This window comes from Halioglobus sp. Uisw_031 (genome assembly GCF_047729875.1).
Taxonomy (GTDB): Bacteria; Pseudomonadota; Gammaproteobacteria; order Pseudomonadales; family Halieaceae; genus Marimicrobium.
Window position 1 is genome coordinate 94,573 of sequence record NZ_CP159826.1, and the last position, 12,561, is coordinate 107,133.

The window sequence follows — 12,561 nt, forward strand, 5'->3', positions numbered from 1 at the left end:
CTGCGCGCGCACTGCCACGGTTCGTGGGTCGGGTTGTGCTTGAACCGTGCTGTGAAGCGGTCAAATTGCTCAGGCTTATTAGGTCCCAAACGGTGCAATGCGGTGGGTGCATCAGCGCTGGGGTAGTAACAGGCCAGTTCTGCGCTACAATCGTTGTAGTATCGATGGGTAGTGTTAATCGATTGAGTCCACTGTTGTCGCAGAGTGCGGCCGCCGTTAGGGTTTCCCTGCGGCACTTATATTAGGATATCCAATCATGTTGAGGTTGAGAAGCGACAGGGGTGCCACCTTACACCACCTACTGCTATTACTGGTGGTGCTGGTAATGGGGTTCACCACGGTGATCAGCGCAGAACAGGCGTCTGCGGCGGATGCGGAGCCGGGTGAATTACGCGCCATGCCCGCCACGCCGGCAGAGGGCAGTGGCGTAGTGACCCTATCCACCAATGACTATCGCATAGGCCCTTCCGACCAGCTGGAAATAGACGTGTTTCAGATCGAGGAGCTGTCGGGCGTGGAGCGGGTAAATTCTCGAGGCTATATCAAAATGCCGCTGATTGGCTCAGTGAAGGTTGCGGGGCTGACGCAGGGAGAAGCAGAAAATCTGATCACCGGGCTCTATAGCGAAGAGTATCTGGAAGACCCGCAGGTCAATATCGACATCATAGAATACGCCAGCCAGCAGGTGACCGTGATGGGGGCGGTGAAGCGACCCGGCGTGTTCGCGCTGAAGGGCCGGACCACGTTGCTGCAGGCTCTGGCGATGGCCAAGGGCCTCGACGGCCTGCCCGATAAAGAAGGCATTATAATATTTCGGGCGAACACCGCCGGCAAGGTCGTGGGGTATGTGGTGGATCTGGCGCAAATCGAGAGCGGCCTGCAGGGTGACCCCGAGGTGATCGGCAGTGACAAGATTGTCGTGCCGGTGGCCGGTGTGGCGTCGGGCATTAAGGGGATAACCGATACGCTGCGCGGCTTTGTCGGGTTTCAGCGCTATTAATATGTATAGCACGCTAACGATGCCCACCGCCCTATGTAATAATGCCCAGCGTGTTATTCGGCAGGCGCTACCATGAAAATAGGAATTTTTTGCAGTGTTGTTTGCCTACTCTTAAGTAGTGTATCGCTGGCCTGGTCGGCCGGTTCCGAAATGACGGCTGCGCCCATGCCCCTCACGCCAGAAGACGGTAGCGGCGTAGTAGCCCTGTCGACCAGCGACTACATTCTCGGCCCCTCAGACCTGCTGCAAATTGACGTCTTTCAGGTGGATGAACTCTCCGGTACCGAGCGTATTAATGCCGCGGGGTATATCAAGATGCCGCTGATAGGCTTGGTGAAGGTGGCGGGCCTGAGTCGGGAGCAGTCCGAAGACTTGATCACCGAGCTGTATGCTGAAGGGTACCTGCAAGACCCGCAGGTCAATATTGATATCATGGAGTATGTCAGTCACCAGATTACGGTGCTGGGGCATGTGACGAACCCCGGAGTCTACCCGCTGAAGGGCAAAACCACCTTGCTGCAGGCCCTCGCCATGGCCGGTGACGCCGGCGCGCTGGCTAATGAAGAAGAGGTTGTGGTGTTTCGGTCCGATGAATACGGCGTAGTGGTGGGCTATGTGGTTAACCTGGAAGACGTTTTAGCCGGCACGGCCATTGACCCGGAAATTATAGGCAATGACAAAGTTGTGGTGCCCGTCTCGGGCAGCAAGTCTTTCATTAAGGGCATCACGGATACCCTGCGCGGCTTTGTTGGCTTCGCCACTTTTTAATATGAGTTGAATGACCCATGAGTTCAGATTCTCCGCCTAACAATCCGGTCCCCGCTGACCAGCAGCTGATGATCGCTGAGCTGAAAAATCAGTTGGCGCGCTATGAGCAGGCGATTGCTGCGCCGGCTGCCGCCCCCGTCGATGACGATTTCATTGACCTGCGCGAGGTGTGGAACCTGCTGTGGCGCCGGCGTTGGACTATCTTCATCACGGCGGGCGTTGTATTAGTGGCTACGATTATCGCCACGGCGATGATGACACCGATTTTTCGCGCCACCACTGTGCTGCAGATTGAGCGGGATGCCGGCAAGGTGGTGGAGTATCAGGGCGTGACCAGTGAGGAGTCGTCAGGTTCCAGAGATTTCTACCAAACCCAGTACGAGCTGCTGCAAAGTCGCACGCTGGCGCGACGCGTCATCGATCAGTTGGGGCTGCACGAATCCGGCGCTATGACGCAAGATGACGAAGAGCCGGGTTTTATTGCCGGCATGGTGAACAGTGCGAAGGGTTTTTTCAGCAGCCCGCAGGAGCGTCCGGAAGAAACATTGCCCGCAAACCTAGAGTCGGTATTTTTGGCTAATCTCACTGTGGCGCCCATCAGTAACTCCCGCCTGGTGCGCCTGTACTACGAAAGCCCAGACCCGCGTGAGGCCGCTTTGGTGGCGAATGCCATTGCGGCGTCGTTTGTGGATATGAGCCTGGAACGCCGCTTTGAGGCTTCTGCTTATGCCAAGGGCTTTTTGGAAGAACGGCTTAAACAGGTGCGGGCAGACCTGGAGGATTCCGAGCGCGCTATGATCGCCTACACGCAGGAACGCGGCATTATCAACCAGAATGACAAATTGGGGATTTTGACCGAGAAGCTGAAGGAGATGAACCGGGCGCAGGTGAAAGTTGAATCTGAACGCTTCGCGGCAGAGTCCCAGTATCAGGAAATGCTGAGCGCAAGTATGGCCAGCTTGGCCGAGATGCTGGAGAGTCTCGTGATCCAGAATTTGAAGCAGCAGCGCTCTGATTTAACCTCCGAGTATCAGGAGAACCTGAAGATCTACAAACCGGGTTATCCGAAAATGCAGCAGATGCAGGAAAAAATCACCCAGCTTGATCTTGAGCTGAGTAAGGAGATCGGGCATATCCGCGACGGCATTAAGGTGAAGTATCAGGCCAAGATGCGCGAAGAGGGGATGCTGGCAGAGCGTATTGCGTCTACGCGCGATGAGATCCTCGATCTGGAGGCCAACAGTGTCGATTTTAAGACACTCAGGCGCGGTGTGGATACCAACCGAGAGCTTTACGACGGCCTGTTGCAGCGTATGAAAGAGGTGGGCGTTGCCGCCGGCGCCAGTAACAACAATATTTCAGTGATAGATCGCGCTGAAGTCCCGCGCAACCGGTTTAAGCCAAATATGAAACTCAATGCTGCCCTCGCACTGGTGCTGGGCTTGATGTTGGGAGCGGCGATTGCGTTTCTGTTTGAAGTGATGGACGACAGCATCAAATCCGGTGCCGACCTGGAAAAACTGCTGAATAAGCCCGTGCTGGGCATCATCCCCAACATAAACAGTAAGGAGGCTGCGTTCGAAGAGATAGCCTTAATGGCCTATCGAGAACCCGCCTCGGCGCTGGCGGAGGCTTATCGCTCCATGCGCACCGCGCTGACTTTCTCCACCGCCGAGGGCGCCCCCAAGGTCATGCAGTTCACCAGCGTCGTTCCCAATGAGGGCAAAACCACCACCGCGGTGAATATCGCGATTAACTTTACCCAGACCGGCAGCAAGGTGTTGCTGGTTGACGGTGACCTGCGCAACCCCTCACTGCACAAACTGTTTAGCTGCCCCAACGAACAAGGCTTGACCAACTACCTCACCGGGAATGCTGATCCGGCAGAGGTGACTCAGTCTCTGGGCATCCCCGGGCTGTTCATCATGACCGCAGGGCCCGTGCCGCCCAACCCCGCGGAATTACTGCAAGGCGGCAAATTAATAGAGCTGGTGGCGCTTGGCGCCCAACGGTTTGACTACGTGATTATCGACAGTCCGCCGCTGCTGGGGCTGGCGGACGCCGTCATCATTGCCGATGCCGTGCAGGCGACGATTATGGTTGCGGCCGCGAACAGCACCAGAACGGGCGCGTTCGAGGCCGGCGTAAAGCGCCTGCACCATTCACGTGCCAGCATATTGGGCACGGTATTGACCAAGTTTGATCTGAAAAAATCGGGCGATAGTTATGGCTATGGTTATGGCTATTCCTACGGCGGCGACAGCGATGATGGGCAACGCGCCTGAGTGCTTCCAACACAGTGATTCCCGATCTTCTGGTAGCGGCCCTGGCGTTTTATCGCGAGCCCGCGCGCTTTCCGCAGTTGCGCGACTTCGGCGCGCCGCTGCCTGGGGGCCTGACCGACCTGTTGGCCGCCACCACGTCTATTCTTTCGGATGAGCAGATCACTGCCACTGCGGCCGCGCTGAATGCGACAGAAGGTGAATGCTCAGACAGTGTCAGTTTTTTTCTGAAGCAGGTGATGCTGGATGCAGATCGCGATTACTACCGCATTTTAGGCGTTGCCTCGGATGCGCCGCCCGGGCTGATTAAGCGCCATTATCAGTACCTGATACGGATTTTTCATCCCGACAAGGGGATTGCGGGCGATAGCTGGGATGACGTGTATGCGCCCCGCATCAACGAGGCCTACAACACCCTGCGCAATGCGGCCAAACGCAAGGCCTATGATGCCGCGCTAGCCTCTGTCAACGGACTGCGACCGGATGCCGTGCGCCAGCCGGCGAGTGCAGGCTCTGCTCCGCCAAGCCCACGCGGTGCCACAACGTACTCGGCGACCGCTGGCGGATTTTCGCCACGGGCGAAGAAAGCCACCGTGCTGGCGTTAGTGTTGGTGCTGGTGTTTCTGGCACAACTTTTGTACCGGCAAAATCAAAAGCCCAACTTGCGAATTGCGACTGCAGATACTGTTAGTGCACCGGTTGCAGATGCTGACATCAGTGTGGCTCGGCAGGACCTTTTGGGTCAACGCGGTGCGGTGCGCTTTAACGACAAGCCGCCAGTTGAACTGGCTGTGAATGCGCGAACCCAACAGCCAGAGCCAGAGCCCGAGCCCGAGCCAGCGCCCGAGCCAGAGCCTGAGCCTGAGCCCGAACCCGTGCCAGAGCCAGAACCCGAGCCTGAACCTGAGCCCGAGCCAGAACCCGAGCCAGAGCCAGAGCCAGAGCCAGAGCCAGAGCCAGAGCCAGAGCCAGAGCCAGAGCCAGAGCCAGCGCCAGCGCCCGAGCCAGCGCCAGCGCCCGAGCCAGAGCCAGAGCCAGCGCCAGAGCCAGAGCCAGAGCCAGAGCCAGAGCCAGAGCCCGAACAGGTTGTTCAGGCGCTGGGGCCCGACATCACCCTACCTCAACTGGAGGCACTCATTGATGATTTTACTGAGGCCTATGCGGCCGGTGATGCGGCGGTATTTGCGGCGCTCTTTACTGACGATGCGCAGACCACCGACGGTAACGGTCGTGACGCCATTTATGCAGACTATTTGAATTTCTTTGCGCAGACGGTGTCGCGCCAGATCACGCTGCGGAGTTTCACTTGGCGCAAGGCCACTGAGAACGGACGCTTGGGCTCTGGTCGGTTTCGCATTACTACGCTGGCGGCGGACGGTGAAGCGTCCATTGTCGAGGTGGACATCACTCTGGAGGCGACTCGCCAAGGTGAGATATTGCTGATAAAAAGGATGTATTACCAGTGAGCGATGGGTTTGTAGGCAGTCGCACGGGCCTTGTCCTAAAGCGAATAGGTCTGGCGGTCATCGCGGCGGTTGTGAGCTGGCAGATTCTGACCGTCAATCTGTCTGATTATTTTGTAGAAGACGCCAGTTACGGCAACCCCGAGGCTTTGCAGACGGCGCTATGGTGGGATCAACACCATCCGGTGGCATTGGCGCAATTGGGCGCGGATGCGATACGGCAGGAGCAGCCCGCGGCGGCGCTGGCGCTGCTGCGCGCCGCCATTGCCTCCAACCCGGCAGATGCACGGCCGCAAATGGACGTGGTCGCCCTCTATGCTGCAGACGATGAGGTAGAGCAGGGTGACCGCTTGGCAACGGCGGCTAATACCTTGATGCCAGTGCAATATGCCGCGCAGTTAGACCTGGCGCTCTACTGGTCCGGGCGCGAAGACGTGGAACAGGCGGTGCAGCATTTAGCCATTGCACTGGTAGGGGGCAGGGGGAGACTGCAGGAGACGTACTTTCCGCAGCTACTGGCCGTTGCGGCGCTGGAGCAAGGCCGGGGCGCACTGCTGCCCATCACCGAAAACCCAACACTCTACCCCTGGTGGGAGAGTTTTTTCAGGTATGCCGCGCGTGATGCGCAGGATGTCACCACCGTGACAGCCTTGGTTGACATGCGCGAGGCGTCAACGCAGGTGCCGTTGAGTGCGCTTGAACGCGAACTGTATATCGGCCGCTTGCGTAAAGATGACTTGATCGCCGAGGCCTATCTCTATTGGGTCAATGGTCTGGATAAAGAGGATTTGCAATACTTGGGGTATCTGTTTGACGGCGGGTTTGAGCGCGAAATCGTCTACAAAACTGGCTTTGAGTGGCGCGCTTCCCCGCCCAGAAACAGCGGTATACGCATCACGTCGGGAGATACCTACGGCGTCGAAGGCGACACCGCCCTGCGTGTGTCGTTTAGCGGCAAGCGCATCTGGTTTAGGCACCTCAGTCAAAACCTGTACCTCGGCCAAGGCACCTATGCGCTCAGCGGCAGGGTGCGCCCCGACAACTTAAAGGCCCGCCGTGGTTTACAGTGGCGGGTTGACTGCAATGCAGGGGCTAGCGGGGCACTGGGCAACAGCGACACGTTTGCCGGTACCGGAGACTGGCGCGATTTCGCCTTTGATATCACAGTGCCCGCAGACTGTATCGGCCAGGTGTTGACGCTAATGTCGGTGGGCGCGCGCGACGTAGACCATGAAATAGAAGGGGTACTGTGGGTGGATGCTTTAAGGATTGAACGCAAACGATGAATGCCTCGCCGTCTATTGCCAGCAGGGTGCCACCATTGTTACTGGCCGCGTTGATTATACTGGCGCCTCTGTTTCGCTCCGGCAAGATTCCCCTGGCGACACTGTTGCTGGAGCTGCTGGCGGTAGCGGCCTTTTTAGCCCTGTGGTGGTGGAGTGAGCGACGCTTGGTACTGGGGCGTCTGGAGGTGTTTTTGCTGGCCGCGTTGGCGGTTTTCCCACTGCTGCAGCTGTTGCCGCTGCCCGGGCTCAGTCCGTTAGATCTGCCGGGGCAGACAGATTATTTTATAGCATCGCAGGCGGCGGGGGTGGATCGGGGCGCGACGACGTTGTCGATCATTCCGCGTGAAACACTGTCGGGTTGGCTGGTTTTGTTGGTGCCGATAGCAGTATACCTGCTGACCCGTGCCACCTCGGTGCGCAGCTTGCAGAAGCTGGTGACACTGATGCTGGTGGTCGCGGCGCTCCAAGCAATGCTTGGCCTGATGCAATTTGGCTCGTCGCCATCGCCGATGTTTTATCTTGGCATCGAATTACCCAGTACCGGCAATGCGGTGGGTACCTACACCAGCCGTAACAATTTTGCGGGGTTTTTGTACCTGTCGTTGATGCTGAGTTTGGCGTTATTCATGGCCACCCTCGGTCGTCAGACGGGCAGAACCCAACAGGGGCGGAGCCTCCGCGAGCGCATCCAGTATTATGCAACGGCCGACGGGCATCGTGCGTTTATGTATGGCGCTGTGGCCCTGCTGTTGCTACTGGCGATTATTTTTACGCGTTCCCGTGCGGGTATCGTGCTCACGTTGTTGGGCGTGCTGTTGGTCAGTGCGACCTTTTCCCATCGTATCGGCGGAGGCAATGCGTTTGGTCGCATGGGCGTGATCGTGTCGGGCGCGATAGCCTTGGCGATTGCCATCGGGCTGGGGACGGTGCTGGAGCGGTTCACGGTAAGCGATTCGCTGTCGAATGGCCGCTGGATTATATTTGATGGCGTCTTTGTCGGTATTGGCCAGTTCTTCCCTTTGGGCGCGGGCACCGGCACCTTTCAGCAGACGTTTGCCCGCTTTCAGGATCTCAGTCAGGCCCATTACCTGATCAATCGGGCCCACAACAGCTACCTGGAGTGGATCTATAGCGGCGGGATAGTGGCGCTCGCATTGATACTGGGGTTTCTTGGGTTGTATTTGGCGCGCTGGTTTAGCCTGTGGAAGCGCGGTGATTGGGGTGAATTTCGCTATATTCAAGTCGGCGCCGGCCTGGGACTCATGCTGATGCTGTTACACGAGTTGGTGGATTACAACCTGTTTGTGCCCGCCAATATGGTCTATTTTGCCTTCCTCGCCGGGTTGTACCTGCACCCTTATCGGGAGCCCACTGCGCCCAAGCAGCGTACCAAGCCCGTGGCAGAATCCGCTGCAGCCCGCTCAGAGCAAGCGCTTCGCAAAGTCAGCCTGTTGCCCCAGGCGGGCGAGCCCGGGCGCAACCCGTTTATGGATTAAGTTGAATTTGTAGGGTTTTCCCCCCTTGAAGCCGCGTTTGAAGGGGGTTATCATTTCTTGCTATGATTTTAAAGACTCTGATTTGAGTGAAAAGGATATTACGATGAGAAAAAATATAGCAGTGATTGCAGTCGTGGCAAGCGCACTTTTGGGCAGTAGCCTGAGTGTTATCGCCGAAAACGCCGGAACGCAGCTCACCAGCCTACAGTTGCCCGTTATGATCAATCAGACGGGGACGTATGTTGAGGCACAGACCAATATGACGGTATACCCGGGTGATCGTCTGATGGCGATGGGCGGCGGCTCGGCCACAGTGGTGTATGCCAATGGTTGTGAGCAGTCTGTCAGCGACAATGAAATCGCCCAAGTCGGTACGCCGGAAAGTTGCAACACGCTGGCTGAAGCAGGCACTAATTTTGCTGTCGGTAGTGCTGCTGCCGCTGGCGGCGCCGCGGCTGGTGGCGCTGCGGCCGCGCCAATAACCGGTGGCCTCGTATTTGCCGGCACCATGGCTGCCGGCGCTGGCCTGGTCAAGGTCACGCAAGACGAAGTATTTTCTTCTGGTGACAGCAACGACAATCCGCCCATTTCTAGGTAGGTTTGTTCTAGCCTGAAAACGCCCCAAACGCCCGGTTCTGCTGGGCGTTTTTGTTTGGCCCAAAGCAACACGCCTTTAACGGTGTCCCGTTCCTTAAACTCGGAAACCTAACGCTAATGAGCACGCAGTGGTTTGCAGTGCAGTCTAAGCCACGGCAAGAGTGTACCGCGAAGGTACAGCTCGAGCGCCAGGGCTATACCGCCTATCTGCCGATGATGACGGTGCGCAAACGCAAGCGGGCGGCCTGGACAACGTCAATAGAGCCGCTGTTTCCCCGTTATCTTTTCGTGCACGCCGATGTTAATCAGCAGAGCCTAGCGCCGGTGCGTTCAACGGTAGGCGTGTCGGGGCTGGTGCGCTTCGGCACCATACTCAGGCCTGTGCCGGACGCCGTCGTGCACTATTTACAACAGGCCGAGGCGGCGCAGGGTGCTGAGCCGGGAGAAGACAGCTGGCCTTTTCGGGCCGGCGATAAAGTCGCGGTGTTAGAGGGCCCCTTTGCGGGATTAACGGCCGTGTTTGAGGGCGCTGAGCCCGAAGCGCGGGCCATGATTCTCATTGAACTACTGGGCCGACAAAACACTGTTGAGGTGCCTATCAATGCGCTGAATGCGCTGTAGCGCGCCACCAGCATTGGTTTAAGCCCATTTTTTAGCGCACCACTTCCCTTTGCCAGCAACCTGTGTTCAACTGTTGAACACATCGATATCATGCCACATTGCTCCCGTGAAAAGAACCAGGGCGGGGCGGTAGCGTGTCCAAAGGCAGATCAACCGGTATGACAGAAGACTCCGAATACACCCTCCTTAAGCTGCTTGAGCTGAACCCACAGGCGACGCAGCGCGAGATTGCGAGCGAAATGGGCGTAAGCCTGGGCAAGGTCAACTATTGCGTGCAGGCTTTAGTGGCCAAAGGCCTGGTGAAAGCCACGAACTTCAAAAACTCCCAGCGCAAGGCCGCCTATGCGTATCTGCTAACACCCAAAGGTATCACGGCAAAAGCTGCTATTTCGCTGCGCTACCTGCGCCGCAAAGTGCAAGAGTACGAGGCGATCAAGGCCGAGATCGAAGAGCTGGAATCTGACCTTGTGGCGCAAGGGGTGGATTTAGGTTGAGTGGGTCTTTGGCATTGAAGGCTAGGTTGTGAGTGTGCCGATGCTCGATAACGCTTGTTGTCAATCGCTAGCCTAAACCGATACCGCACGGCTGCGGCTGTGAATAGCGACGCAACACGGTTACCAGCCCCAATTGGCTCAAGATATGAGCCAATTAAGTCAATTATTCGGCTCATATGTTGGGAAAAGCTATATCGGCGGTGCTTGCTGAAGCGCATATCAAGATATATCATGATTAATCAAGAAAGGTCATGATGGGGTCTATTCTATGGCAGCAGTAAGAGAAAAATTTGCGACTCAGGTTGATGCAGAGCTGTTGGAGTCGGTGCGCGAACTTGCTAAGTCAGAAGGTCGGCAGATCCAGGCAGTGGTAGAGGACGCGTTGCGCGAGCACCTCGAGGCCAAACAGTCTCCGAGGCCCCAGGGTCGAGAGCACGTCATGAAAGCCTACCTCAAGAGTACTGAGCGTTATCCCGGGTTGTATCAGAAACTGGCGCAATGAGCTTCGACTATATTCTGGTCGAAGATATTCTCGCGATACACGAAGACCAGATCGAGCGATACGGTGGGGCGCATGGCATCCGGGATCCAGGACTTCTTGAGGCGGCACTGTTTCGTCCCCAGACAGGCTATTACGACACTTTGATTGATGAGGCGGCCGCTCTGTGGGAAAGCCTTTCACAGAACCACCCATTTGTAGATGGCAATAAACGGACTGCCTTTGCTGCGACCTTTGTATTCCTGGCGATCAATGGACTAGATGTCACATCTACCGATGACGATTCACAAGCATTCCTATTGGATCTTTACGATTCCGGTGGAGTTAACTTTGAGAATCTACAGTCATGGTTATTGGTGAACACCGCTCAATGCTGAGGAAAGATAACGCTTGTGATCGCTGCCGCGCTCAATAAGGGATAAGCGTTCTTATCGGATGTTAGTGGGGTGTGAAAACGCTTGTTATCGTTCATTAAATTATCCATTCCTTGAAACTGGCGAGCACCTCCATCGGCGAGGTACGAGTTCGTTGTTAAATAGCAAGTTTGTTGGGTACCCACATTGTACTGAGAGAAAACTATGGTAGATGACGATAGTAGACATACTTATTAAACTTTTTTTGCTCTTGCTTTTCCACTTTATCATCTGCAACGATCAGATGGTCATTCGACCGGTACTGACTATCGAGTTCCCATAGGGCAATAAGTGAATAGCAAAGATCTAATCAAGTATCTTAAGAGATCGTTTGTCTCGGGTATGTCTAAAAATCTCGTAGTAATCCTTTCGACTCTTATTTTACTTCCGTTGATAATTCGCGAGATTGGTATGAATGTATACGGACTGGTAACAATGCCCATGATATTTGGAGGGCTGGTTGTTGTTGCAGATTTCGGTATCTCAAAGTCGATAACCTTTAGGTTGGGTCGGCGACAGCGAGATTCCGAAATTGGGGAAATTATCAGTAGTGGACTCGTAATAAATGGGGCAATTTTATTCATTCTGGGGATCATTATTGCTGTTGCCATTTTTCTCAACGTTCAGCCATTCGGCTCAAAGCTGAATATAACCCAGGCCTTAAGTAATCAAATAGTGCTGACAGGTTATCTGGTGTTTGCCGCGACGCTCATGAATAACTTTTTAACGGCGATTATGGGGGCGTTTTACTTACAACATTATGTCAATGTAGGTTTCGCAATTTCTTCTGTGAGTCTCAATTTGTCGATATATGCCTTTTGCCTACTAACGGATTCGGTGGAGTTGATTATCTTGGCTCCTTTGGTAGCGTATCTAGTTGTGGGCAGCTACTACATGTACGTGGTCAAAACCCGAACGGACGCAAGGCTGGGTGCAACGAGTAAAAGTGACTTGCTGAATGCGGTTTTGATATCGGTTGGGTTTTTCAAAATAAGTATGGTGAGCTCCATAGTTCTTCCAGCAAATAAATATCTCCTGATATTTCTATCGGGTAGTCCCACCGCACTTGCTATCTTTGATCTGTCGCTAAAGATAGCGCAAATGGCTTCCTCCATGCTAAATACAATCTCTCAACCACTGTTCGCGGTTTTTTCAAGTAGCGCTCTTGAGAAAGGCAAGGTCTATTTTTATGCTATTCGCGTGTCAGGAATCATTTTTTTGGGTTATGTCATAGGTCTATCAGCCTACTTCTATATTGGTCCGGAGATTGCTAAATACGTATCTGCTGAAAGTGCCGTGTCAATATACAAACTTAGTTTCACTCTGATTTTTGGCCTAGGGGGGTATGCATGTGCGGAGCCCGTCTACCAAGCGATGCTCGGACGGGGTCAATTAAAAATAGCATTGCAGCTCAAACTTCTTATACCACTTTTCAATATTTTGATTCTTGCACTAATATATTCCGAAAATACGCTTACCAGTATTGTGTATAGCTATGCTGCAGCAGTTTTTTCCGCAGGAGTTGTAGCAATATTATATTTCCTCACATATTTTCTTCGTGGCCACAGTAAGGCAATATGACAATTTTTTTGCTTCTTACTGTCTTGGCTATGGTTGCATATCTTGGTGTTACGCGTCCTAC

The 12,561-nt window shown here is 54.9% G+C and carries 12 protein-coding genes; all 12 read left to right on the forward strand.

Translation table 11 applies throughout. The annotated features are described in order from the left end of the window. Positions 1–256: 256 nt before the first annotated feature. The 12 genes from ABXT62_RS00395 (at position 257) to ABXT62_RS00450 (ending at position 12,500) form a co-directional block, all read left to right on the forward strand. Positions 257–1,000, forward strand: a complete 744-nt coding sequence (locus tag ABXT62_RS00395; protein ID WP_415356570.1) for a polysaccharide biosynthesis/export family protein — start codon at positions 257–259, stop codon at positions 998–1,000. A gap of 72 nt (positions 1,001–1,072) precedes the next feature. Beyond that, a complete protein-coding gene (locus tag ABXT62_RS00400; protein ID WP_415356571.1) occupies positions 1,073–1,768 on the forward strand; it encodes a polysaccharide biosynthesis/export family protein in 696 nt (231 codons plus the stop codon). Between the two features lie 17 nt (positions 1,769–1,785). Then, the gene (locus ABXT62_RS00405; RefSeq protein WP_415356572.1) at positions 1,786–4,053 is read left to right on the forward strand and encodes a GumC family protein; all 2,268 of its coding nucleotides are present in this window, start codon (positions 1,786–1,788) and stop codon (positions 4,051–4,053) included. Between the two features lie 14 nt (positions 4,054–4,067). Continuing rightward, positions 4,068–5,516 (forward strand): DnaJ domain-containing protein, encoded by a 1,449-nt coding sequence (locus ABXT62_RS00410; protein WP_415356573.1) that lies wholly within the window; start codon positions 4,068–4,070, stop codon positions 5,514–5,516. Next, positions 5,513–6,799 (forward strand): hypothetical protein, encoded by a 1,287-nt coding sequence (locus ABXT62_RS00415; protein WP_415356574.1) that lies wholly within the window; start codon positions 5,513–5,515, stop codon positions 6,797–6,799. The genes ABXT62_RS00410 and ABXT62_RS00415 overlap by 4 nt, the downstream gene beginning before the upstream one ends. Continuing rightward, positions 6,796–8,295, forward strand: coding sequence for an O-antigen ligase family protein (locus ABXT62_RS00420; protein WP_415356575.1), 1,500 nt, complete (start codon positions 6,796–6,798; stop codon positions 8,293–8,295). Before ABXT62_RS00415 ends, ABXT62_RS00420 begins: the two co-directional genes overlap by 4 nt. Positions 8,296–8,398: 103 nt before the next feature. Further along, positions 8,399–8,893, forward strand: a complete 495-nt coding sequence (locus tag ABXT62_RS00425; RefSeq protein ID WP_415356576.1) for a hypothetical protein — start codon at positions 8,399–8,401, stop codon at positions 8,891–8,893. A 116-nt stretch (positions 8,894–9,009) separates the two neighbouring features. Continuing rightward, on the forward strand, positions 9,010–9,513 hold the full coding sequence (gene rfaH / locus ABXT62_RS00430) for a transcription/translation regulatory transformer protein RfaH (RefSeq protein WP_415356577.1): 504 nt from the start codon (positions 9,010–9,012) through the stop codon (positions 9,511–9,513). 158 nt (positions 9,514–9,671) lie between these two features. Beyond that, positions 9,672–10,007 carry a MarR family EPS-associated transcriptional regulator gene (locus tag ABXT62_RS00435; protein WP_415356578.1) on the forward strand — a complete coding sequence of 112 codons (336 nt, stop codon included), beginning with the start codon at positions 9,672–9,674 and terminating at the stop codon, positions 10,005–10,007. 268 nt (positions 10,008–10,275) lie between these two features. Continuing rightward, positions 10,276–10,509, forward strand: coding sequence for a ribbon-helix-helix protein, CopG family (locus tag ABXT62_RS00440; protein ID WP_415356579.1), 234 nt, complete (start codon positions 10,276–10,278; stop codon positions 10,507–10,509). After that, a complete protein-coding gene (locus ABXT62_RS00445; RefSeq protein WP_415356580.1) occupies positions 10,506–10,883 on the forward strand; it encodes a type II toxin-antitoxin system death-on-curing family toxin in 378 nt (125 codons plus the stop codon). The genes ABXT62_RS00440 and ABXT62_RS00445 overlap by 4 nt, the downstream gene beginning before the upstream one ends. A gap of 378 nt (positions 10,884–11,261) precedes the next feature. Next, positions 11,262–12,500 (forward strand): oligosaccharide flippase family protein, encoded by a 1,239-nt coding sequence (locus ABXT62_RS00450; RefSeq protein WP_415356581.1) that lies wholly within the window; start codon positions 11,262–11,264, stop codon positions 12,498–12,500. The last annotated feature ends 61 nt before the right edge of the window (positions 12,501–12,561 follow it).